This is a genomic window from Dankookia rubra (assembly GCF_004355005.1).
GTDB lineage: Bacteria > Pseudomonadota > Alphaproteobacteria > Acetobacterales > Acetobacteraceae > Paracraurococcus > Paracraurococcus ruber_A.
On sequence record NZ_SMSJ01000002.1, the window covers coordinates 208,592 to 232,331 of the forward strand.

Consider the following 23,740-nt stretch of genomic DNA (forward strand, 5'->3'; position numbering starts at 1 on the left):
GGCAGCTCTAATCTTTCTTGAGATTATATCAATCTTAAGTTGAATGAAGATGCCGGTTCATACATAAGCTTTTTGGCGTGCCTTTGCACATGATTATCAACTCCGGCGCGCATTCAGGGGTGCCAGGGCATGGCGCCGCGCCCCCTCGTCTCGTTCTCGAATGTCAGTTCCACCGATGTCTTTCTCGGCAATACCGCGACCTACACACTACGGTTCGACAACCAGCCGACCGACCCAGCCGATGTGGGCTATGCACCCTATATCGATCTCATCCTGCCCCATGATGGCATCGACGGCGGCGGCCCCGGCGACACCCCGACCAACGACGGCCTGAGTTTCATCCAGGCGCTGCATCTTGGCGTCCCGCTTGCCGCCATCCTTGTCGAGTTCGATGCGGCCGGCTCGGCGCTGCACCCCTTTGCCCTCGATGCTCAGGGCAACCCGCTGGTCATTCACGGGACACCGGGCGACCAACTCGTCGTGCTCAAGCTGCCCTTCGGCAGCTTCACCGCCAGCCAGACCGCGGCCGATATCCAACTTACCCTCGGCCTCTCCGACCTGGCGGATCTCGGCCAGCCGCTGCAGGTCATCGCCACCGGCGGCTTCGCCTATGGCGCCGACGAGTTCAACAATCCGGCGGGCGACCCCGTCACCGCCGGCGATGCCGCGACGCTGGCGATCAACCCCATCGTCGCCACCCTGCATGTCGACTACTGGGGCCCGGAGCAGGAAACCGCGACCGGTCCTTCCTATCCACGCACCTGGGTGGCCTGGGCGGAACTCGCCAACGGCCAGAGCTTCGACAACCTGACGCTGACCGACGTCCTGCCCGACGGCGTGGTGCTGACCAGGACGCCGCAACTGATCGACGGGCTGACCGGGCACGCCCTGCCCGGCACCGTCGAGGTGGTGCAGAACGCCGACGGCTCCCAGACCGTCACCGGCGCCTTCCAGGGCACCATCCTGGCCGGCGCGGTCAAGCCGATGTTGAAGATGGACTGGTACGTCACTGAGTTCCTCGGCAATACCGCGCTGCGGCCGAATACGCCGGTGCTCGACCCCGGAACTGGCGCCTTCCGTTCCTTGCAGGACAATGCGCGGCTGCAGGTGGACTGGATCCCGATCGACACCCGCGACCGAGCCGATCTCGGCCAGCCGCAGGGCACCAGTCCGAGCATCAGGATCGACATCGACCCGGCCGGGGCGGAGGATGTTGTCACCGCCAAGTCGATCGCCATCCAGAAGGGCGTAGCCCTGGTCGGCGGCGATGCCGACCATAATGGCGTGGCGGACTGGCAGCCCGGCGGCGACCTGCAATACACGCTGAACGGCCAGGTCTCGAACTACTTCGAGATGAAGGACCTAGTCGTCAACGACACCCTCGGCGATGGCCAGACCTTCGATGCTGCGCAAGTGCCGACCATCTCGATCCATGAGGGTGGCAGGCTCGTCTACAGCGGTGCGGTGCTCTATTCCGTCGGTGTCGGCGGGGCCGGGGCAGCGGCGAAGACCGCCGCGGGCAAGACGCCGCTGGTCTTCGACATCTCCGGAACCATGCTGCAGGCCGGGCTGGACGCGGTGCTGGACGGCAACGGCGGCGAACTCGGCGCCGTGCCGCACGCCACCGCCTACCAGCCCGCCTCCATCACCATCGCCTACCACACCACGCTCGATGCCGGCTGGACCGGGACCGTTCCCGGCGACAAACGGGTCGACCAGGGCGACCCGGTCCGCAACGACGTGCTCTACGACGGCGCCGTCTACCTGACCGGCAGGGTGCCGGAGGACGACAGCGACGCCCATGTCACCCTGCCGGTCAGCACCGTCTCGAAGGCGATCTACGCCATCAATGGCAACACCGCGAAGGGCACCACCGGCCTCGATGCGCCGGCGCATACCCAGGCGGGCGACCTGATCACCTTCCGCATCGGCCTCGATATGCCGCTGACCTCGGCGCATAAGGTCACGCTGGCGGATTTCCTGCCGCTTCCGGTCCTGCACGCGGCCGATGCCGATGCGGACCCGGCGACGCCCGCGGCCTTCAGCTTCGTCAACCTCGCCGATGCCGGATCGCCGGCCGCAGGCGTGGTGAAGTTCGGCCCCGCCGACACCTTTCACCTGACCCTGCCGGGGCAAACCCCGAAGCTTTCCTTCGACGTCGCCGGCAACAGCCTGACGCTCGATTTCGGCGACGTCGCCGATCCGACCTATCAGCAGACGAAGCTCGATCTGCTGATGACGCTGCGGGTGAACGATCTGCCCTTCGGCGACGGGCTGCTGCTGACCAACCAGGTCACCTCGCGCGAGACCAACTCCTTCGACGAGGTCTCCGCCAGCAACGCGATTATCCAGTTCGTTCTCGGCGAGCCGATCCTGAAGATCACCAAGGGAGTGATCGGCAGCGACAATCCGGCCTCGATCTTCCTCAATACCACGACATCGGACGAGGCAACCGGACCGCTCGCCTTCACAGCCCCGGGCAGCGCCGGGCCGCGCTTCGCCGGGACCATCAGCAGCGACTTGCTCTCGGCCAAGCCGATCGATGCCGACCTCGGCAATGCCGATGCCGGCGACACCGTCTCCTTCGCCATCGTGATCGAGAACAAGGGCCAGGGCTGGCGCGGTGCCTTCGACACGCTGATCCGCGACATCCTGCCGACCGGCTATGTCGGCACCGGCTCCGGCGCCGAAGGCATCAACCTGCAGGTCACCGACGGCGCCGGCAAGCCGCTCGCCTGGAAGGAGATCGGCGGCGGGCTGTTCGACGCCGCCGGCGGGATCGAGCTGATCGACCCCGCAGGCGGCAACGGCGCGATCGGCAGCTACGATGCGGCGAGCGGCGCCAACATTGCCGTCATCACCTACGACCTGAGGCTCGCGAGTACGCTGCCCTTGGCTGCGGTGCCGCTTCGCAACACCGCCGAGATTGCGCATTATGCCGCCGAGGAAGGCGGCATCGACCGGGTGCCGAGCGACATCCTGCCGACCAGCGACGATGCGTCCATCGCCAATCTCCCTGCGATCACCAAGCTGGTCAGCGGCAGCAGCCTCGGCGTCACCGGCACTGCGCAGGGCCATGCTGCGCTCACCGACTTGGCGATCGGCGAGACGGTCACCTACACTCTTACCGTCCGCTTGCCGGAAGGCACGGCCACCGCGCTGCAGCTGCAGGACTTGCTGCCGAACGTAAATGGCCAGTTGCAGGCCATCTCCGCAACGCTGACCAGCATCGGTGCCAGCCTGTCGGGCGGGTCGCAATTCGCGTCAGGCAAGGCGGCGGTGCTGAGCGACCGCGACGGCGACGGCGTGGCAGACACGTTGAGCTTTGACTTCGGCACCGTCGCCAATGCGCCCGACAACCTGGTGGACGGCAATGACCTGATCACCGTGCAGGTGGTGGCTCGGCTGACCGACACGGCGGCCAATCGCGCGCTGGACGGTCAGGTGCTGACCAATACCGCCACTCTCAGCTTCCAGGCCGGCAGCGACCCGGCTGACCGTCGCAGCGTCAGCGCCACGGCGGATGTCGATGCGGTGAAGCCGCACCTCATCCTTGCCAAGGACATCAGCCAGGCAACCGGCGACGCCGCCGACATCGTCACCTACACGATCGAGCTCAGGAACCAGGCGCAGGGCTACGACGCCGCAGCCTTTGATATCTCGATCGACGACAACCTGCTGCACGACCTCGGCATCAATGCCAGCGTCATAGCCGATTCCGTCAGCTTCGCCGCGGGCAGCGCGGCCGCTTCGGTGGTGCAGGGCAATGCCGCCGGCGCCACCGCGTTGCAGGTGACCGCGGCCCAGCTCGACCCTGGCCAGTTCCTTCGCTTCACTTTCAAGGCGCAGATCAGCGACACCGTGCCGTCCGGCACCACCATCACCAACACCGCCACCGCCAGCACCCTGCCCGGCACCGACCCGCAGGAGCATGTCTACGTCCTGTCGGACGACGCGGCCTTCAGGGTCAACGGCCCCAGCATCACCAAGTCGGTCTGGCTGACCAGCTATGCCGATACCGGGACGGCACAGGGCAGCAGCGCCGCTGACGCCGACGTCAAGGTGAACGAGGAGATCACCTACCGGATCACCATCACCCTGCCGGAAGGAACAAGCCGGAATCTCCACATCACCGACCTGCTCGCCGATAGTCTCGCCACCGGCACCGGCGGCGGGCTGCTGAGCTACGTGGCGCGCTCGGCCAGGCTCGTTTCGGTCGGCAGCAACCTCAGCGGCGGCAGCCTCCTCGCGGCGCCCACCATCACCGCGACAGATACCGGCACGCCGAACGGCCATGCGGACCAGATCCGCTTCGATTTCGGCACAATCTACAACGACCCGCACCTGACCGCGGCCGGCGGCGACGACATCGTCGTCGAGTTGAGGGCCGTGGCGGCCGATGTCACCGCCAACCAGGCCGGCGACCGGCTGGTGAACAGCGCCTATGCGGAAACCGACCTCGGCAGGTCGACGACCAGGACGGCGACGGTCGACTTCGTAGAGCCGAGCCTGCTCCTCGACAAATCGGTCGACATTGCCACCGGCAATGCCGGCGACATCGCCACCTATACGGTCACCATCCGGCATGCCGCTTCCAGCTCGGCCGATGCCTACGACCTCGACCTCTCGGACCTGCTGCCGGGGGCCGAGGCCTATGTGGCCGGCAGCCACAGCACGCTCGCCGGCCTGAGCATTGCCGGTGGCGCGATCCGCCTCCACCAGGACACCTTCGCGCTCGGCAGTGCGCCGATCACCTTCAGCTACCAGGCCAAGCTGCTCGACAACGTCGTCAATGGGCAGGTCATCACCAATACCGCGCTGCTCGATTGGCAGACCGCCAGCGCGACGCAGGCGCCGAGCCCGGGCCGCAGCTTCACCGCGAGCGACCCGGCAACGGTGACCGTCGCCCTCGGCAATACGATCGCCAAGACAGTCGATGCCGGCAGCAACACCTATACCACCGGCAGCAATGCCGCGGCCGGCGAGACCTTCACCTACACCATCACGGCCACGCTGGCCGAGGGGGCTCAGCACCTGGTGCTGACAGACCTGCTGCCGGCCGGGCTCACTTTCGTCTCCGCCTCTCTGGCTTCGATCGGCAGCAACATCACCGCGGCGGCGCAGGCCAACGGCACCTGGAATGCCACGACACGAAAGGTCACCTTCGACTTCGGCGATGTCGTCAATGCCGGCGAGAACGTCACCGATGCCCGGGACCAGGTCATTGTCCAGGTCGTGGCGCAGGTGCCCGCCGGCGCCGCAGCGGGCACGGCGCTGACCAATACCGGCCTGCTCTCCTCCAGCGTGCCGCTCAACGGTTACGGCGTCATGCTCGGCACCGCGCAGCCGGATCTGGCCAGCACGAAGACGATCACCACCGTCGCCGCTCGCATCGGTGACCTGGCCTTCATTGACAAGAATGGCAACGGCATTCAGGACTCGGGTGAGAGCGGGGTTAACGGCCTGATCGTCAAGCTGCTCGATCCGACCTCCGATGCGGTGCTGCAGACCACGGTCACCGCGACCATCGGCGGCGTGGCCGGCAGCTATGCCTTCAGCAGCCTAGTCCCCGGCCAGTACAAGCTGCAATTCGTGCCGTCCGGGACGACCTCGGCCTACCTGTTCTCCCCCGCTGATGCCGGCACGGACGATGCGAAGGACAGCGACGCCAACCCGTCCGGCGGCAAGACCGGCACTTACACGCTGACGAACGGCGCCAATCTGACCAGCGTCGATGCAGGCCTCTATCTGCCGATTACCATCGGCGACCATGTCTTCGAGGACGTGAACGGCAACAAGCTGCAGGATGCCGGCGACAAGCCTTTGGCCGGCATCACGGTGCAACTGCTCGACAGCCTTAATCTGCCAATCGCCGGCAGATCGGTCGTCACCGGCGCCGATGGCCTCTACAGCTTCTCCGGCTTGGCGCCCGGCAAATATGCCGTGCAGTTCACCAGGCCGGCCGGCTCCGCCTGGGTCATCACCGGTACTACCAGCGGCGCCACCGCGACCGACAGCGACCCGAATACCGGGACCGGCATCACCGTCGGCAAGACCTACGCCTCGGGCGCCAGCGACGGCACGATCGATGCCGGCTTCTACCTCCCAGCCTCGTTTGGCGACAAGGCGTGGGTCGACACCAATGGCAACGGCCTGCAGGACGCCGGCGAAGCGGGGCTGGCTGGCGTCACCGTCAAGCTCTTTACCTGGGGCACCACCACACAGGTCGGCACCACCCAGACCACGGCGACAGGCGGTGGCTATGGCTTCACCGGCCTGCGGCCTGGCGACTACTACGCCACCGTCACCGCACCGGCCGGCTATCTGCTGACGAGGTCGGGCGCCGGGGACGGCACCGCCGACAGCGACGCGCTGACCAGCGGCGGCGTGCCCTCCGCCAGCACCGGCAAAATCACCCTCACCTCCGGCCAGAACGACCGAACCATCGACATCGGCGCCTGGCGGACAGTGACCATCGGCGACCGCGTCTGGCTAGACGCCAATGGCAATGGTCGCCAGGATGCCGGAGAGCCCGGCATCGCCGACGTTGCCGTCCGCCTGCTGCATGCCGACGGCACCCCAACCGGGCTGCAAACGACGACGCTGGCCGATGGGAGCTATGACTTTACCGGCCTGGTTCCGGGCGACTATCGCGTGGCCTTCACCGCCCCAGCGGGGCTGAGCTTCACCCGCCCCGGCCAGGCCGCCGCGGCACTCGACAGCGACGCCGACCAGGGAACCGGCATCAGCGGCATCCACACCCTTGCCTCAGGCGGCTTCGACGACGGAGTCGATGCCGGCCTCTATCGCCGCGTCACCATCGGCAGCCGGGTCTGGGAGGATGTGGACGGCGACGGGCTGCAGGGCAGCGACGAGCCAAGCCTCGACGGTGTGAGGGTGACGCTGGTCGACGACGTGACCGGCAGCACCGCCACCCAGGTGACGGTCGGCGGTGCCTATCTCTTCACCGACCTGCCGCCCGGCCGCTACCACGTCAGCTTCACCGCCCCACACGGCTGGCGCTTTACCCAACAGGTGGCCGGCGATGCGGCGCATGACAGCAATGCCCGCCCTGACGGCAGCACCGGCGGGCTCGACCTGACCAGCGGCGGCGCCGACCTGACGCAGGATGCGGGGCTCTACCGGCCGGGCTCGCTGGCCGGCCATATCAGCCTCGCGCTGCCGCCCGGCATCTGCGACTTCAAGCTGCCCGGCGCGGTCTTCGCCGGTGTCACCGTGCGGCTGCTCGATAACCATGGCGTGCAGGTCGCGTCGGCGGTCACCGACCACGCAGGCGGCTACATCTTCGCTGAGCTCGCCCCGGCGCGTTACACGCTGGAATACGTGCTGCCCGGGGAGCTCGGCTACACCGCCGGCGGCACTGCGACCGAACCGGCAATCCTGCACAGCGGCGAGAACATGACCGGGCTCGACCGGATCCTCGCCTACCGGACCGGCTCGCTGCTCGACGGCACGCCGCTGGTGGTCACCGGCGGGGCCTACGACGTCAAGAATGTTTCCCAGTATATCGCGCTGCCGGAGGGCGGCGTGGTGAACCTGAACGTTGCCGGCAACTTCATCGTCGCCGGGGTCGGCAACCTCAACGCCAACGGCAATGTGGGAGGCCAATACGTCGTCGGCGGCACCGGCAACAACGTGCTGCATTCCGGCCCGGATGGTGGGTCCATCCTGGTCGGCGGTCGTGGCAGCAACATCTTCGAGGGCAGCGCCGATCCCGACATCATGGTCGGCGGTTGCGGTCCGAACAACATGCAGGCACTCGGTACCTCAAAGGCCTGGCTGGCCGGCTACGACATCCTGCTTGGCGGTCCGAGCGGCGACGTGCTCGAGAGCAACGACAGCCTGGCCCTGATCTACGGCGGCGGCGGCAACGAGGACATCCACGGCAGCGGTACGCTGATTGGCGGCACCAACGATGGCACCATCCACCGCGATGCGGCTACCGGCGAGTTGTCCGGGCTCCGCATCGGCGACCTGATCAAGGGCGGCAACCAAGCCGATACCTTCATCTACCAGAAGGGCGACGGCGTTCAGTGGATCGAGGCCGTGCATCCCGAACAGGGCGACACGGTGCAGGTCTATGGCTATGCCGGCCCGACCGCGACCGGCCGGCTGAACGGCATGGACGTGCTGTATTTCGGCGAAGATGCGGCGCTGATCTTCAACAGCCCGATCCAGCCCGGCTCGATTGCCTATCACCCATTCGAGGCCGCCGTGCCGGGCGCCTTGGGCCATATCGCACCGCTTCCCCCCGTGGTGCTTGCCCCCGGCGTGAACCGGTTCTACGGCACCGAGGGCGACGATATCGCGGTGGCCACCACCGGCACCACCTTTCGCGGCAATGGCGGCGACGACGTGCTGATCGGCAGCAACGCTGCCGATGTCTTCGACGGCGGCGACGGCAGCAACACGATGATCGGCAAGAACGGCGCCGACCTCTTCTACAGCGGCAACGGCGACAATGCGATCGATGGCGGCGGCGGGACGGACCGGGTGGCCTATGGCTTCGCCACGTCGGAGGCCTCGGTCGTCAAGAATGCCGATGGCAGCTGGACCGTTCAGCACCTGTCAGGCGGCGCCGTGGTGAAGACCGACCTGCTGCGGGATGTCGAGACGCTCGGCTTCGCGGACGGCGACGTCACCATCGCGGCCGGCAAGGCGGCGGTCGCGCCGACGCGCGATTTCGACGGCGACGGCAACAACGACTACCTGTTCCGTGCTGCCGACGGCTCCGCCGCGATCTGGCACATGGACGGCCAGTCCTTCGTCGGCGGCGGCACCTTCGCCAATCCCGGCAATGCCTGGCAGATCGCCGGCACCGGCGATTTCGACGGCGACGGCAGGGCCGACATCCTCTGGCGCAACGCCACGGATGGCGGTCTTTCGCTCTGGCTAATGGACGGGTTGGCGGCAAAGTCCACCACCGCCCTGTGGAATCCCGGCGCCGACTGGAAGATCAACGCCGTCGGCGACTTCAACGGCGACGGCCGCGCCGACATCCTCTGGCGGGCAGCCGACGGGACCATCGCGGAATGGCTAATGGACGGCGCCGACTACATCGGCGGCGGCAGCATCGCCAATGTGGCGAACGACTGGTTCGTCGCCGGCAGCGGCGACTTCAATGGCGACGGGAAGTCGGACCTTCTCTGGCGGCATGGCAGCGGCGCGGTGTCCGAGTGGTGGATGGGCGGCACCAGCTATCTCGGCGGTGCGTCCTTCGGCAGCATCGACACCAGTTGGCACATTGTCGGCACCGGCGATTTCAATGGCGACACGAAATCAGACATCCTCTGGCGGCATGATGGCGGCGCCGTCTCGCTCTGGCTCCTGGATGGCGGCAGGTATCTCGGCGGCGGCACGCTGGGCAATCCGGGCGGCGACTGGAAGGTCGCTGGCATCGACGACTTCAACGGCGACGATCGCGCCGACATCCTTTGGCGCAATGACAACGGTGCCATCTCGGTATGGATGATGGACGGGATGCAGGGTGTCGGCGGCGGCTTCGTGGCCAATCCCGGCGCACTTTGGCACCTGGTGTAGCGCGGCCCCCTGATATCCCGGTTCGGCAGGCCGCACCTGGCGGTTCCGCCGCCTCGCGCGGCTGGGCGGAGAAATCCTCGGCCGCAACGGCGCGGCGTCCAGCAATGGACGCCGCGCCGTTCGCGTGGCGGAACGGTGGATCCGTGCGCATGACCGCGGCCTCGGCCGTATGGCAGCCCGGACGGTTCACCGCGGAATGTGGAGGAATGGCGTCCCCAGCGGGATTCGAACCCGCGTCGCCGCCGTGAAAGGGCGGTGTCCTAGGCCTCTAGACGATGGGGACCACGAGGTGCGGATTAGGGGCCGCAGCCGCCGCGGTCAATAGCCCGGAGGCACGGGAGCGGCATCGACGACATACAGGCAGGCGCTCACCTCGTCGTTCCAGCGCTCCGCCCGCAGCTGGCCGCAGAGGTGCAGGGGCACGCCGCTGCGGGCCAGCAGCGCCTCGGCCAGCGGGCCTTCCTTGGCGCGGAAACAGATCGCCTTCAACCGGCCGCCCGATTCACCCTCGATGAAGGCGCGGATGGTATTGCCTTCCTTGCCCACCCGGTCGGCACGGACCACGCGGGAGCGCGGCAATGCGAAGATCGGCTCCTCGTTGCCGGCGCCGAAAGGCGCCAGGCGCTCCACCTGCTGCGCCAGGGCACTGGTCGCGGCCGGGACCATCACCGTCCCCTCCACCAGCAAGTCGGCAGCCCCCGGCAGGTCGCCGGCCCGGGCCAGCCGCTCCTCGAGGAAGCCGTGCAGCTCCGCCTGGCGGCCGATCCGGAAGCTGAAGCCGGCCGCCATGGCATGCCCACCGCCCGATTCCAGTAGCCCCGCCTGTCGCGCCGCGATCACCGCCGCGCCGAGATCGAGCCCGGGCACCGAGCGGCCCGAGCCCTTTGCGAGCCCCGCCGCGATGCCGGCGACGCAAGCCGGTCGGTTGAATTTCTCCTTCACCCGGCCGGCAACGATCCCGACCACGCCGGGATGCCAGCCCTCCCCGCTCACCAGCAGGACCGCATGGCCGGCATTGTACTGCGCCTCGGCCTCGGCGAAGGCGGCGCCGAGCACCTCGGCCTCGACCTCCTGCCGCCGGCGGTTCACCACGTCGAGCCGCTCCGCCATAGCCCGCGCCTCGACCGGGTCGTCGCAGAGCAGCAGGCGCAGACCGAGGTCGGGCTCATCGATTCGCCCCGCCGCGTTGATCCGCGGACCCAGCACGAAGCCGAGCGAATGCGCCGTCGGCTGGTCGCGCACCAGGCCGACATCGAGCAGCGCGGCGACGCCGGCATGGCCGCGCCGCGCCATCACCTTCAACCCTTGCGCCACCAGCGCGCGGTTGACGCCGGTCAGCGGCATGACGTCGCAGACGGTGGCCAGCGCCACCAGGTCGAGCAGCTCGAGCAGCGGCGGCTCCGCCCGGCGCCGGAAAACCCCTTCCCGCCGCAGCACCCGGTGCAACGCGACGCAGGCCATAAAGGCGACCGCCGCGGCACACAGGTGCCGCAGGCCCGAATTGCAGTCCAGCCGGTTGGGATTCACCGCGGCCGTCACCTGCGGCACCGCGCCTTCCGCCTTGTGGTGATCGAGCACGATGACGTCGGCCAGGCCGCGCGCCGCCTCCAGCGCCTCATGCGCGGCGATGCCGCAATCGACACAGACGATCAGCGTCGCGCCGCGCTCGCAGAGGGTGCGGATAGCATTGGCATTCGGGCCATAGCCTTCGGTCAGGCGGTGCGGGACATAATGCGAGACGGTGCAGCCGAGCTGGCGCAGCGCCCGCACCATCAGCGCGCCGGAACAGGCGCCGTCCACGTCGTAGTCGCCGAAGACCGCGACGGTCTCGCCCTCGCGCACCGCGCTCGCCAGCCGCACCGCGGCGACGTCCATGTCGCGCAGCACGGAGGGGTCGGGCAGCAACGCGCGAAGGGTCGGCTCGAGGAAATCGGTGACGGCATCGATCCCGACGCCGCGCGCTGCCAGCAGCCGGCCGACCAGCTCGGGCAGTTCGGCCCGCTGGGCGATTGCCATGGCGGTGCGCGCATCGGCCTCGCGCCAGACCCAGCGCCGGCCGGTCACGCTGCGGCCGACGCCGAGCACGGCTTCCGGCAGCGGTCCGGCATCCATCAGGGCTGCTCCCCCCCCCCCCCCGCCCCGGTCAGGCGATGAAGGCCGCGGGCTTGCGGGAGAAGTTGTGGTGTCCCTCGACGTAGCGGACGGTGCCTGACTTGCTGCGCATGACGATGGAATGCGTCGTCGCCCCGCCGACCGTCCGCCGCACGCCGTGCAGCATCGGCCCCCCGGTCACGCCGGTCGCGGCGAACATCACGTTGCCCCGCGCCATCTCGTAGATGCTGTAGATCCGCTTCGGGTCGGTCACGCCCATCTCGCGCGCCCGGGTGACCTGATCCTCGTCCTCGAACATCAGCCGGCCCTGCATCTGGCCGCCGATGCAGCGCAGCGCGGCCGCCGCCAACACGCCCTCCGGCGCGCCGCCCGAGCCCATGTAGATGTCGACGCCGGTACCGGCCTGGGACACGGCGATCACGCCCGCCACGTCGCCGTCGCCGAGCAGCATGATGCGCGCCCCGGCCTTGCGGCACGCAGCGATCATCTCCTTGTGGCGGTCACGGTCGAGGGTGCAGACCATCAGGTCGCCGATATCGCATTTCTTGGCCCGGGCCAGTTCGCGCAGGTTCTCCTCCGGCTTGGCGTCCAGGTGGACGACGCCTTCCGGCAGGCCGGGGCCGATCGCGATCTTGTCCATGTAGATGTCGGGCGCGTGCAGGAATCCGCCGCGCTCGGCGAGCGCCACGGTGGCGATCGCGTTCGGCCCGCCCTTGGCGGTGATGGAGGTGCCCTCCAGCGGGTCGACGGCGATGTCGACCTCCGGCCCGCCAAGGCCGATCTTCTCGCCGATGTAGAGCATCGGCGCCTCGTCCATCTCGCCCTCGCCGATCACCACGGTGCCGCTGATCGCGACGGTGTCGAAGGCCTTCCGCATGGCATCGACGGCGGCGCCGTCGGCGCTGTTCTTGTCGCCGCGGCCGATCCAGCGCGAGGCGGCCAGCGCCGCGGCCTCGGTCACCCGGACCAGTTCAAGCGCCAGGTTGCGATCGACCAGCAGCGTCGACGCGTCATACTCCGCCATGTGAGCCTCCGTATCCTTGGGCTGGACCCTACACTTATGCGCCGCCCGCCGGAAGCGGCCCGGCCTTCAGAGCGGCTCGATCCGGATCAGTGCCGGCCGCTCCAGCACCGAGTCGAGCGCCGAGATCCGGGCCAGGGCGGCGCGCATCGAGGCCTCCTCGCAGTCATGCGTGGTCAGCACCACCGGCACCACCTCGCCCGGCGCCCTGCCGCGCTGCAGCATGGCCTCCATGCTGATGGCATGGTCGCGGAGGATGCCGGTGACGTCGGCGATCACGCCGGGACGGTCGAGCACCATCAGCCTGAGGTAGTAGGCGCCGACATGGCGTTCCATCGGCACCGCCGGCGCGGCGTCGAGCGCCCCGGCAGCGGCGCCCCAGACCGGCGTCACCCGGCCGCGCGCCAGGTCGATCAGGTCGGCGGCGACCGCACTGGCGGTCGGCCCCGCCCCGGCGCCGCGGCCTTCCAGCATGATCCGGCCGCACTGGTCGCCCTCGGCCACCACCGCGTTGTAGACGCCGTCGACGCGCGCAATCGGCGCCCCGACCGGCACCATGCAGGGATGCACCCGGGCCGAGATTCCGGACGGGGTCCGCGCCGCCAGGCCCAGCAGCTTGATCCGGTAGCCGAGCTCGCCGGCAAGGGCGATGTCGAGCGCGCTGACCTCGCGGATGCCTTCGACATGCACGGCCGAGAAATCCACCGGCCGGCCGAAGGCAAGCGCCGCCAGGATCGCCAGCTTGTGCGCCGCATCCACGCCGTCGATGTCGAAGGCCGGATCGGCCTCGGCATAGCCGAGCGCCTGGGCGGCAGCGAGCACCTCGGCGAATTCCCGCTTCTCCTCCCGCATCACGGTCAGGATGTAGTTGCAGGTCCCGTTCAGGATGCCGGCAACGCGGGAGATGCGGTTGGCCGCCAAGCCCTCGCGCAGCGCCTTGATCGCCGGGATACCGCCGGCGACTGCCGCTTCGAAGGCCAGCGGCACGCCGCGCGCCTCGGCCAGCTCGGCGATCTGCGCACCATGCACCGCGAGCAGCGCCTTGTTGGCGGTGACGACGGGCTTGCCGGCGCGGAGCGCGGCCTCGACCAGGGCACGGGCCGGGCCCTCGCTGCCGCCGATCGCCTCGACCACCACGTCTGTGCCGGGATCGGCGGCGAGTGCCACCGGGTCGTCGTACCAGCGCAGGCTGGAGAGCGGCAGGCCGCGGTCACGGTTGCGGTCGCGGGCGGAGACGGCGCCCACCGTGATCGGACGTCCAGCCCGGGCGGCGACGACCTCCGCATTGTCCGACAGCAGCTTCAGCAGGCCGCCACCGACGGTGCCGAGGCCGGCAACCGCGATCGAGAGTGGCTTGCTCATGCGGAGACGACCTCCTTCTCCGGCTCGGCCGGGCCGAGGTTGTCGCCGGCGAGGAAGCCGCGGATTCCGCGCAGCGCCTGACGGATGCGGTGGTTGTTCTCGACCAGCGCGATCCGGACATGGCCGTCGCCATGCTCACCGAAGCCGAGGCCCGGGGCGACCGCCACCTTGGCCCGAGCCAGCAGCAGCTTGCTGAACTCGACGCTGCCGAGATGGCGGAACTTCTCCGGCACCGGCGCCCAGATGAACATCGAGCCCTCCGGCGAGGGCACGTTCCAGCCGGCGGCATGCAGCCCCTTCACCAGCAGGTCGCGGCGTTCCTTGTAGAGCACCCGCATCTCGGCGACCGAATCCTGCGGCCCGTTCAGCGCCGCGGCGGCGGCGATCTGAATCGGCGCGAAGGCGCCGTAGTCGAGATAGGACTTCACCCGGGTCAGAGCGCCGATCAGGCGTTCATTGCCGGCGGCGAAGCCCATGCGCCAGCCCGGCATGTTGTAGGTCTTGGAGAGCGAGGTAAACTCGACCGTCACGTCCCGGGCACCCTCGACCTGCAGGACGGAGGGCGGCGGCGTGGCGCCGAAATAAAGCTCGGCATAGGCGAGGTCCGACAAAATGAAGAGCTCGTGCCGGCGGCAGAGCGCGACCAGTTCCCGGTAGAACTCGATCGATGCCAGATGCGCGGTCGGGTTCGAGGGGAAGTTGACGATCACCGCGGTCGGCTTCGGCACCGAATGCCGCACCGCCCGGTCGATCGCCTGCAGCATCTCGTCATCCGGCGTGCAGGGCAGGCTGCGCGCGGTGGCGCCGGCGATGATGAAGCCGAACTGGTGGATCGGGTAGGACGGGTTGGGTACCAGGATGGTATCGCCGGGGGAGGAGATGGCCTGGGCCAGGTTGGCCAGCCCCTCCTTCGAGCCCAGCGTCGCCACGACCTCGGTTTCCGCATTCAATTTTACCCCGAAGCGGCGGTCGTAGTAGCCGGCCAGCGCCTTCCGCAGGCCGGGGATGCCCTTGCTCATGGAATAGCGGTGGGTGCGCGGGTCCTGCACCGCCTCGATCAGCTTGGCGACGATGTGCGGAGGCGTCGGGCTGTCCGGGTTGCCCATGCCCAGGTCGACGATGTCCTCTGCCGCTGCCCGTGCCTTTGCCTTGGCCGCGTTCACCTCGGCGAACACGTAGGGCGGCAGGCGGCGGATGCGGTGGAATTCCTCGGTCATCGACTTGGGTCCGTGCGGTGGGCCCACGCCGTCTTGCGGCGCGGCCCGCCGGTATAGAGCCGATCGCCCGGCAAAGTCAGCGCCCCGCTGCCCTTGCCGCGAAAAACCGCGCTAGCGAGGCAGCGGCGGCGGGCCGAGCAGGTCCGGCGGCGGCGCCGCGGGCGCCTCGGCCGGCATCTCCGGCAGGGCGGGCGACGGCGCGGCGGGGACGGCGGTCCCCTCCTGCAGGACGCGCGGGCGCGGCGGCGCCTCGGTCCAGGGAATCGTCGGCGCCGCGGCCAGGGCGGCACGGCCCGGCGGCGCGGCGGGCATGGTCGGGTTCCCGGCGTTGGCCCCGCCCGGCGCGCCTGGCACCGTCACGCTGCGCAGGACCAGCGGGTCGCGCGATCGGGCGCGGTCCTGGGCCAGGCCCTCGGTCACCGCTTGGCGGAACTCCGGGGAGGGCCGTTCCGGCCGCGGCGGAATGCTGGCCAGGCTCGGGAAAGGGTGGTCCATGCCGGGTGGCACCGGGCGGTTGGCATCGGCCTTGCCAGAGATCCGGTCGTAGATGACGACGGGGTTCACCTCGTCAGGCACCGAGCAGCCCGCAGCGAGCAGGCCGACCAGCAGACCCGCCGCCGAACGCCCCGCCTGGAACCCGCGCCGCCCGTCCCGCATCTTGCCCGCGCCTCGCAACCCGCGCAGCAGGTTAGGGCAAAACCGTCGTGGCGGGAATGCGTGGCGGAGCCGACCCACTTTCCGGCCGCGCAGCGGGCATGGACAAAACCCGGACACGGGGCAATGGACGGTCGAAACCCTCCGGCGCGACTTATTGCGATTCGTCACAGGACCATAAAGGGTGCCAGGCTGGAGCGATCGCGCGCCGACGCGGTAGGATAGGTCATGGATCAGGAAAAGACGCCCGACCACCCGCAGTTCCGGCTGCCCGACCCGGCGCTGGTGACTCGCACCATGTCGGAGGTGGCGGAGCGCGGGCAGCGGATCGTCACCGACTTCCTGAAGCGCCAAGCCGAGTCCGATTCCACCCCCGACCCGCTGAACATCGGCGGCGCCTTTCTCGACATGACCGCCCGGCTGATGGCCAACCCGGCCCGGCTGATGCAGGCGCAGCTGGGCTTCTGGCAGGACTACCTGACGCTCTGGCAGAACACCGCGCGGCGGATGATGGGCGCCGAGACCCCTCCGGTGATCGCCGAGGACCCGCGCGACCGCCGCTTCAAGGACGAGGCCTGGCGGGAGAACGAGGTCTTCGACTTCATCAAGCAGTCCTACCTGCTGAGCGCGCGCTATTTCCAGACCGTGGTCGGGGGGGTCGAGGGCCTCGACCCCAAATCGGCGCAGAAGGTCGATTTCTACACGCGGCAGTTCGTCGATGCGATGAGCCCGTCCAACTTCCTGCTGACCAACCCGGAGGTGCTGCGCCGCACCGCCGAGACCGGCGGCGAGAACCTGCTGAAGGGCCTGTCGCACCTGCTGGCCGACCTCGAGCGCGGCAAGGGCAGGCTGCGCATCCGCATGTCGGACGACAGCAAATTCCGGGTCGGCGAGAACATCGCGGTGACGCCTGGCAAGGTCGTCTACCAGAACGACCTGATGCAGCTGATCCAGTATGCGCCGACCACGCCCACGGTGCTGAAGCGGCCGCTGCTGATCCTGCCGCCCTGGATCAACAAATTCTACATCCTCGACCTCAGGCCGCGGAATTCCTTCATCCGCTGGGCGGTGGACCAGGGGCACACGGTCTTCGTCACCTCATGGGTCAACCCCGATGCGACGCTCGCCGAGAAGGGTTTCGAGGACTACATGCAGGAGGGCATCTACGACGCCCTCACGGCGATCGAGCAGGCAACCGGCGAGAACCAGGTGAACGCCATCGGCTATTGCCTGGGCGGCACGCTGCTCGCGACGACGCTGGCGCACATGGCGGCGAAGGGCGACACCCGCATCACGTCGGCCACCTACTTCGTCACCATGACCGATTTCGCGGAGGCCGGGGAGCTCGGCGTCTTCATCGACGAGGAGCAGCTGCACTGCCTCGAGGAGCGGATGCAGAAGCACGGCTACCTCGAAGGCCGCGAGATGGCGACGACCTTCAACATGCTCCGCGCCAACGACCTGATCTGGTCCTTCGTGGTGAACAACTACCTGTTGGGACAGGAGCCCTTCCCCTTCGACCTGCTGTACTGGAACGACGACAGCACGCGCATGCCGGCCCGGATGCACAGCTACTACCTGCGCCACATGTACCAGCAGAACGACCTGGTGAAGCCGGGGGCACTGGAGCTGCTCGGCGAGGCGGTCGACCTGCGCAGGATCAAGGTGCCGAGCTACCTGATCTCGACGCGGGAGGATCATATCGCGCCCTGGAAGAGCACCTACCGCGCGACGCAGATCTATGCCGGGCCGGTGCGCTTCGTCCTTGCCGCCAGCGGCCACATCGCCGGCGTGGTGAACCCGCCCGACAGCGGCAAGTACAGCCACTGGGTGAACGAGTCCCTGCCGCCCGATCCGGAGGACTGGTTCAAGGGGGCCACCGAATTGGCCGGCTCCTGGTGGCCGGACTGGCACCGCTGGGTCACCGCGCTGAACAAGGACCAGATTCCGGCCCGGGTGCCGGGCACCGGCAAGCTGCCGGCGATCGAGGATGCGCCAGGCAGCTACGTGAAGGTGATGGCGACCGACTGACGCGCGCCCATGATTGCGGCGTCGCAGGGCGTCGAGGTCTGCAGCGACTCGCCCGGCCCGCGCCCAGCCGGTGTCAGTAGCCGACGCCGGTATTGCCGCCGAGGCCGAAGGTGGTGATGAGGTTGCCACTGGCATCCACCGGCCGAACACCGAGCCAGCGCCCCTCGGCATCCAGCCGCGCCACCTCCCGCTGCACCATGGCGCTCGCGTTGTCCGCCTGCGGCAGGGGGCCGAGCTCGCCGAGCCGGGCGACGCTGCGCGCCCCCCCGGGACGGAAGGTCGGCGCCGGCAGGGCGCGCGCGGCCCGCGCCTGGTCGCCCGCCCGCAGGGCGGCGGCCGCCGCCAGCAGCGCCGGCACCACCACCTCGGGCGTCGCGTCCTCGTCGGTGCCGAGCGCATCGCGCAGCTCCTGCCGGGCCAGCAGCAGCTCCCGCCGCACGCCTTCGGGGATCGGCGCGTAACGCGGGTCGCGCGGGATGGCGGCCGTGATGAATTCGAGCTGCGCCGCGGCCTGCGCCGCCGCGGCCGGGCGGCCCGCCAGGCCGCGTGCACGGTCAGCGAAGGCAGGCGCCATCGCTTCGATCGATCCGCGCACGCCATCGGCGCTGCCGGGCGCAAGCGCCGCGGTGGGGAGGGCAGGCGGCGCCTGCTTCATCTCGGCGCAGCCGGCAGCTAGCACGAGGAGGAACAGGGCGCCGCGCCGCATCAGAATCGCCCACGGTTGGCTTCGCTGCGCTGCAGCGTCTGCGAGGCAGTCACTGCCGCGTCGTTGGTCAATGGCAGGCGGGGCAGCGAGGCGAGGCGGAGCAGCGTGGTCTGCCCGCCCTGCGGGAAGACATTCGCCGGCAACGCCGCTGCTGCGGCGTCCCGCTGCCCCGCCTGCAGCGCCCGGGAGGCGGCGTAGAGCGATTCGATCACCGCCTGGGGCGGCTGCTCCGCCGGGATGCCGAGCGCGCCACGCCATTCGCGCCGCGCCGCGGCGAACTGGCTGCCGGCGGTGGGCGAGATGCCGGGGAAGCGGGGGTTGTCCGGGATCTGAACCGCCAGGTATTCCATCTGTGCCACCGCGCGCGCCGCCTCCGCGGGACGGCCGGCGAGTTGCTGCGGCGCGCCGAAAACGACCGAGGTATTGGCCGCGGCACTCCGCAGCGGGTCTCCCGCGCCGAGGATCGCATCGGCCGGCAGGCTGGCAGTGACCTGCGGCGGCTGCGGCCCACAGGCCGCCACGGCCAGAAGAAGGGCCAGCGGCAGGAAAGCCTTGCTCATGCGCGAAGTCTCCATGGTTCGTGGCGGCGAGCAATGGCTCTCCCGGTTGACACAACCGCTAGTCGAAACGCACTGACACCCGATCGCATCATGCGACCTTCTGGAACCCGACATATTTGCCGACGCTTTAACGTGTCACCGCGCAATTGATGCGGTCAATAGCAGCCCGCCAGCCGCGCGCGGGTTCGCAGCAGCGCCAGCACGGTGCGGCAGGTCGGTGCCGGCACCTCGGTGATCCCGGCCAGCTCGACGACGCTGCCGAGCAGCGCATCGACCTCCATCGGCCGGCCGCGCTCAAGGTCCTGCAACATGGAGGTCTTGTGCGCGCCTACCTCGGCGGCGCCGGCGATCCGCTTGTCGACATCGATGGCGAAGCGGACGCCGAGCGACTCGGCCACGGCCTGCGCTTCCAGCATCATCTGCCGGCAGACCGCGCGCAGCTCGGCATCGCCGGTGATGACGTCGAGCGTCGCGGTGGTCAGTGCGCTCAGCGGGTTGAAGGCCAGGTTGCCCCAGAGCTTGACCCAGATCTCGTCGCGGATCTTCGGCCGCACCGGCGCCTTGAAGCCGGCCGCGGACAGCGCCGCCGACAACGCCATGGCGCGATCCGAGCGGCTGCCGTCCGGCTCGCCCAACGTGAAACGGTCGCCGTAGGTGTGCTCGATGACGCCGGGTTCGGACACCTCGGCGGCGGGGTAGATGATGCAGCCGAGCACCTTCTCCGGCGGCAGCAGCCGGCCGACCTCGCCGGTCGGGTCGACGCTCTCGACGCGGCGGCCCTCATACGGGCCGGCGAGCTTATAGAAATACCACCACGGCACGCCGTTGACCGCCGAGACGATCGTCGTCCCCTCCCCGATCAGCGGCTGCATCTGCGCCGCCGCTCCGGCCAGCGCAGGGGCTTTCAGGGTGATGACGACATAATCCTGGCGGCCGGCCTCGGCGGCAGACGCCACACAGCGAGGACGCACCACCGTTTCCTGACCGTCCGAGATCAGCTTCAGGCCATTGGCCTGCATCGCCGCGAGGTGCGGGCCGCGGGCAATGACGGTGACCTCGGTCTCTCCCTTGGCTGCAAGCCTGGCTGCCATGAGCCCGCCGATCGCACCGGCACCGAAGACGCAGATCTTCATGACTGGGCTTTCCGATTCACGCTACGCTCCTCGCTTCACTGCGGTGCCCCGCGATCGGAGCGCCGCACCCTCAGGCCGTGATGCCGAGCTTCTCAGCCAGGCCGATCCGCATCAGCTTGCCGGTCGCGCCCTTCGGGATCTCGTCGAGGAAGATGACCTTTCGCGGCACCTTGAAGTCGGCCAGGTGCTTCGCCGCGAAGTCGCGCAGTTCGCGGTCGGTGACCGTCATGCCCTCTCGCAGTACCACCGCGGCGCCGACCTCCTCGCCCAGCATTGGGTGCGGGATGCCGAAGGTGAGCGCCTGCGCGACCGCAGGATGCTCGGACAGCACGCCGTCCACTTCCAGCGGGGACACCTGCTCGCCGCCGCGCTTGATCAGCTCCTTGAGACGCCCCGTCAGCATCAGGTAGCCGTCGCGGTCGAACATGCCCTGGTCGCCAGTGCGGAACCAGCCCTTGGTGAAGGCCTTGGCATTCGCCTCCGGATTGGCCTCGTAGCCCTTGGTGACGTTCGGGCCGCGGATGACGACCTCGCCGATCGAGCCCTGCGGCAGGAGGTCGCCGTCGTCGTCCATGATGGCGACCTCGGGCCCCGCCGGCAGGCCGACGATGCCGGGCTTCTGCGCGCCGGGCGGCAGCGGGTTGCTGCACATCTGGTGGCTGGCCTCGGTCATGCCGTAGCTCTCGATCACCGGGGCGGAGAAGACCGTCGACAGGTCCTTCATTGCCTGCGCCGGCAGCGAGGCCGAGGAGGACCGGATGAAGCGCAGCGGCGCGCGGGCGATGATCTCGGCATTGCGCTCGGCCCGCGCCAGGATGGTCTGGTGCATCGTCGGCACCGCCGTGTACCAGCTGGGACGCTCGGCATCGAGCAGCGCGAAGAAGCGCAGTGCGTTGAAGCCCGGCGTGCAGATCACCGCGCCGCCGCCGGCCAGCGAGGCGAGCGTCGCCGCCATCAGCCCGTGGATATGGAACAACGGCATGACGTTGAGGCAGGCATCGTCCTGGCCCAGCCGGAGCGTCCGGGCGATGTTGCCGGCCGAGGCCGTGACGTTGGTATGGGTCAGCGGCACGATCTTCGGCCGCGCCGTGGTGCCGGAGGTGTGCAGCACCAGCGCCACGTCGTCCGGCCCGGCCTGGCCCGGCTGCGCCGTGCTGCCCTTGCTGCCGCCCGACAGGCTGAAGTCGCCCGCCGTCTCGCCCGGTACCAGCTCGACCACCGGCACGCCGAGCCGCTGCGCCACCGCGCGGGCGGGCGTCTCCCAGCCCTGCAGCGCGATCAGGGCCTTGGCCTTCAGGTCGGTCAGGTAGAACTCGAACTCCTCGTCCTTATAGGCGGGGTTCAGCGGGGCGGTGGTGGCGCCGCAGGCGATGGCGACGAAGGCAGCCGCCATTTCCGGCCCGTTCGGCAGCACGATCGCCACCCGGTCGCCGCGGCCGATGCCGATCCCGTTCAGCCCGGCCACCGTTCGCTCCGCCAAGGCGCGCAACCCAGCATAGCTGAGCGAGGGGCGCTCCGGCGCGCGGATGGCGGGGCGGTCGGCTGCGCCGGCGGCGAGCAGGGCGGCGATGGTGCTGGCGGTCATGGCAATCTTTCCCCTCGGCGGGCCTCGGCGGCGCTCCTGTGCATCAGCCGCCCGGCGACGGCAAGAGCGCAGCGCCCGGACGTCGCGCGACCAAACACGAAATTTTCGGCACGTTTTACACGCTTTTCGTTGCTTTACCTGACTTTCGGTCCGAGTCCGGGGCAACGCCGCGGCGCAGCGCGTGTTCGGCGACATAGTTCTGCGCCTCAAGACCTGCCGGGAAAAAGTGGAATGAAGTTGGGTACGAGCCGTCGTTCGGTGCTTCTGGGGGCAGCCATGGCCCCCGCCATCCTGGCTCCAGGCGCCCGGGCGCAGCGGGGCTGGGAGCCGATGCGACCGGTTCAGTTCATCATCCCCGCCGGCACCGGCGGTGGCGCCGACCAGATGGCACGCGTCATCCAGGGCATCGTCTCCAAGCACGGCCTGATGAAGCAGCCGATGGTGGTGGTGAACAAGGCCGGCGGCGCCGGTGCCGAGGGCTTCCTCGAGGCCAAGGGTGCCCGCGGCAACCCGCATATGCTGGTGATCACCTTGTCCAACCTCTTCGCGACGCCGCTGGCGACCGGCGTGCCGTTCAACTGGAAGGACCTCACCCCCGTCACCATGATGGCGCTCGATGAGTTCGTGCTCTGGGTGAAGGCGGACTCGCCCTGGAAGACGGTCGCGGACGTGATCGCCGCGGCGAAGGACCAACGGCTCAAGCTTGGCGGCACCGGCTCGAAGCAGGAAGACCAGATCATCGCCGCCGCCATCACCAAGTCCAGCGGGGCGCCCTTCACCTATGTCCCGTTCCGCGGCGGCGGGGAGGTCGCGGTACAGCTGGTCGGCGGGCATATCGACGCCACCGTCAACAACCCGATCGAGGCGGTGACGCATTGGCGCTCCGGCGCGCTGCGGCCGCTCTGCGTCTTCGACGACAAGCGCCTGGCCGGCACCGAGAAGATGACGGACACCCAGTCCTGGTCCGACATCCCGACCTGCAAGGAGCAGGGCCTTGATGTCGACTACTTGATGCTGCGCGGGATCTTCATGCCGGCCGGCGTGAAGCCTGAGCAGGTCGCCTTCTACGAAGGGCTCATGGCCAAGGTGCGCGAGACGCCGGAGTGGAAGGAGCTGATCCAGCAGGGCGCCTTCAACACCACGACCCTGACGGGCGATGCCTTCCGTGCCTGGCTGACCAAGGAAGACGAGCGCCACAAGACGCTGATGCAGGAAGCCGGCTTCCTGGCCCAGCCTTCGTAGTCGACGATCAAGGGGAATACCGCAGATGAGCACCACGACCCTCGAGATGGCCCCGGTCGTCCGCAGCACCGCGCAGGGCATCACCCGCAACGCCATGGAAGTCGCCACCTCCGTCACCCTCGCGCTGGTCGGCGCGGCGGCGATCTGGGACAGCGCCCGGATCGGTGCCGGCTGGGGCGCGGATGGCCCGCAATCCGGCTATTTCCCGTTCTGGCTGGGCATCATCCTGGCCGGAACCAGCTTCGCCAACCTGCTGCCGATCCTGCGCGGCCGGGGCGAGCACGCCGGCAAGATGTTCGTGACCTGGCCGCAGCTGCGGCTGGTGCTGTCGGTGCTGATCCCGACCGTCTTCTATGTCGCGGCCATTCCGATCACCGGCCTCTATGTCGCCTCCGCCGTGCTGGTTGCCTATTTCATGATGAAGCTCGGCGACTTCACTTGGCGCAGCGCCGTGCCGGCCGGGCTCGCCACGGCGGTGGTCGCCTTCGCCACCTTCGAGATCTGGTTCCTGGTCGGCCTGCCCAAGGGTCCTCTCGAGGACATGCTCGGCTTCTGA

13 protein-coding genes and 1 tRNA gene are annotated in these 23,740 nt (G+C 69.1%); 4 read left to right on the forward strand and 10 right to left on the reverse strand.

Annotation, left to right across the window (positions count from 1 at the left end):
• Positions 1-129: 129 nt before the first annotated feature.
• Positions 130-9,561: an SdrD B-like domain-containing protein gene (locus E2C06_RS02755; RefSeq protein WP_133287040.1), complete on the forward strand. Its 9,432-nt coding sequence runs from the start codon at positions 130-132 to the stop codon at positions 9,559-9,561.
• A 207-nt stretch (positions 9,562-9,768) separates the two neighbouring features.
• Here E2C06_RS02755 and E2C06_RS02760 read toward each other — a convergent pair.
• From E2C06_RS02760 to E2C06_RS37330, 6 genes are all read right to left on the reverse strand, one after another.
• Positions 9,769-9,844: transfer RNA gene (locus tag E2C06_RS02760), tRNA-Glu, on the reverse strand.
• Positions 9,845-9,879: 35 nt separating this feature from the next.
• Positions 9,880-11,673 (reverse strand): single-stranded-DNA-specific exonuclease RecJ, encoded by a 1,794-nt coding sequence (gene recJ / locus E2C06_RS02765; protein WP_133287041.1) that lies wholly within the window; start codon positions 11,671-11,673, stop codon positions 9,880-9,882.
• A gap of 31 nt (positions 11,674-11,704) precedes the next feature.
• Positions 11,705-12,697: a class II fructose-bisphosphatase gene (glpX, locus tag E2C06_RS02770; RefSeq protein ID WP_133287042.1), complete on the reverse strand. Its 993-nt coding sequence runs from the start codon at positions 12,695-12,697 to the stop codon at positions 11,705-11,707.
• Between the two features lie 66 nt (positions 12,698-12,763).
• Complete coding sequence (locus E2C06_RS02775) at positions 12,764-14,056, reverse strand: homoserine dehydrogenase (protein WP_133287043.1); 1,293 nt, start codon at positions 14,054-14,056, stop codon at positions 12,764-12,766.
• Positions 14,053-15,273: an LL-diaminopimelate aminotransferase gene (locus E2C06_RS02780; protein WP_133287044.1), complete on the reverse strand. Its 1,221-nt coding sequence runs from the start codon at positions 15,271-15,273 to the stop codon at positions 14,053-14,055. The genes E2C06_RS02775 and E2C06_RS02780 overlap by 4 nt, the downstream gene beginning before the upstream one ends.
• A 111-nt stretch (positions 15,274-15,384) precedes the next feature.
• Positions 15,385-15,930, reverse strand: a complete 546-nt coding sequence (locus E2C06_RS37330; protein ID WP_165982175.1) for a hypothetical protein — start codon at positions 15,928-15,930, stop codon at positions 15,385-15,387.
• Positions 15,931-16,155: 225 nt separating this feature from the next.
• Here E2C06_RS37330 and E2C06_RS02790 point away from each other — a divergent pair, with 225 nt between their 5' ends.
• On the forward strand, positions 16,156-17,958 hold the full coding sequence (locus E2C06_RS02790; protein WP_133287046.1) for a PHA/PHB synthase family protein: 1,803 nt from the start codon (positions 16,156-16,158) through the stop codon (positions 17,956-17,958).
• A 73-nt stretch (positions 17,959-18,031) separates the two neighbouring features.
• Here the strand turns inward: E2C06_RS02790 and E2C06_RS02795 are convergent, their stop codons facing one another.
• From E2C06_RS02795 to E2C06_RS02810, 4 genes are all read right to left on the reverse strand, one after another.
• Entirely contained in the window at positions 18,032-18,664 is a 633-nt protein-coding gene (locus E2C06_RS02795) for a hypothetical protein (RefSeq protein WP_133287047.1), read from the reverse strand.
• Entirely contained in the window at positions 18,664-19,224 is a 561-nt protein-coding gene (locus E2C06_RS02800) for a hypothetical protein (protein WP_133287048.1), read from the reverse strand. The genes E2C06_RS02795 and E2C06_RS02800 overlap by 1 nt, the downstream gene beginning before the upstream one ends.
• 155 nt (positions 19,225-19,379) lie before the next feature.
• Positions 19,380-20,357, reverse strand: a complete 978-nt coding sequence (locus E2C06_RS02805; protein WP_133287049.1) for a 2-dehydropantoate 2-reductase — start codon at positions 20,355-20,357, stop codon at positions 19,380-19,382.
• A 70-nt stretch (positions 20,358-20,427) separates the two neighbouring features.
• Positions 20,428-21,942 (reverse strand): acyl--CoA ligase, encoded by a 1,515-nt coding sequence (locus E2C06_RS02810; protein WP_133287050.1) that lies wholly within the window; start codon positions 21,940-21,942, stop codon positions 20,428-20,430.
• A 276-nt stretch (positions 21,943-22,218) separates the two neighbouring features.
• On the opposite strand from E2C06_RS02810, the gene E2C06_RS02815 reads away from it, so the two are divergent.
• On the forward strand, positions 22,219-23,184 hold the full coding sequence (locus tag E2C06_RS02815; RefSeq protein WP_241671085.1) for a Bug family tripartite tricarboxylate transporter substrate binding protein: 966 nt from the start codon (positions 22,219-22,221) through the stop codon (positions 23,182-23,184).
• Between the two features lie 25 nt (positions 23,185-23,209).
• Positions 23,210-23,740, forward strand: coding sequence for a tripartite tricarboxylate transporter TctB family protein (locus E2C06_RS02820; RefSeq protein WP_133287052.1), 531 nt, complete (start codon positions 23,210-23,212; stop codon positions 23,738-23,740).

What these genes read in the sequence shown, in the direction of transcription:
- E2C06_RS02810 (WP_133287050.1), bottom strand. Translation starts at nt 21,942, where the DNA reads ATGACCGCCAGCACCATCGCCGCCCTGCTCGCCGCCGGCGCAGCCGAC.
- recJ (WP_133287041.1), bottom strand. Translation starts at nt 11,673, where the DNA reads ATGGATGCCGGACCGCTGCCGGAAGCCGTGCTCGGCGTCGGCCGCAGC.
- E2C06_RS02790 (WP_133287046.1), top strand. Translation starts at nt 16,156, where the DNA reads ATGGATCAGGAAAAGACGCCCGACCACCCGCAGTTCCGGCTGCCCGAC.
- E2C06_RS02775 (WP_133287043.1), bottom strand. Translation starts at nt 14,056, where the DNA reads ATGAGCAAGCCACTCTCGATCGCGGTTGCCGGCCTCGGCACCGTCGGT.
- E2C06_RS02780 (WP_133287044.1), bottom strand. Translation starts at nt 15,273, where the DNA reads ATGACCGAGGAATTCCACCGCATCCGCCGCCTGCCGCCCTACGTGTTC.
- glpX (WP_133287042.1), bottom strand. Translation starts at nt 12,697, where the DNA reads ATGGCGGAGTATGACGCGTCGACGCTGCTGGTCGATCGCAACCTGGCG.
- E2C06_RS02815 (WP_241671085.1), top strand. Translation starts at nt 22,219, where the DNA reads ATGGCCCCCGCCATCCTGGCTCCAGGCGCCCGGGCGCAGCGGGGCTGG.
- E2C06_RS02805 (WP_133287049.1), bottom strand. Translation starts at nt 20,357, where the DNA reads ATGAAGATCTGCGTCTTCGGTGCCGGTGCGATCGGCGGGCTCATGGCA.
- E2C06_RS02800 (WP_133287048.1), bottom strand. Translation starts at nt 19,224, where the DNA reads ATGAGCAAGGCTTTCCTGCCGCTGGCCCTTCTTCTGGCCGTGGCGGCC.
- E2C06_RS02755 (WP_133287040.1), top strand. Translation starts at nt 130, where the DNA reads ATGGCGCCGCGCCCCCTCGTCTCGTTCTCGAATGTCAGTTCCACCGAT.
- E2C06_RS02795 (WP_133287047.1), bottom strand. Translation starts at nt 18,664, where the DNA reads ATGCGGCGCGGCGCCCTGTTCCTCCTCGTGCTAGCTGCCGGCTGCGCC.
- E2C06_RS37330 (WP_165982175.1), bottom strand. Translation starts at nt 15,930, where the DNA reads ATGCGGGACGGGCGGCGCGGGTTCCAGGCGGGGCGTTCGGCGGCGGGT.
- E2C06_RS02820 (WP_133287052.1), top strand. Translation starts at nt 23,210, where the DNA reads ATGAGCACCACGACCCTCGAGATGGCCCCGGTCGTCCGCAGCACCGCG.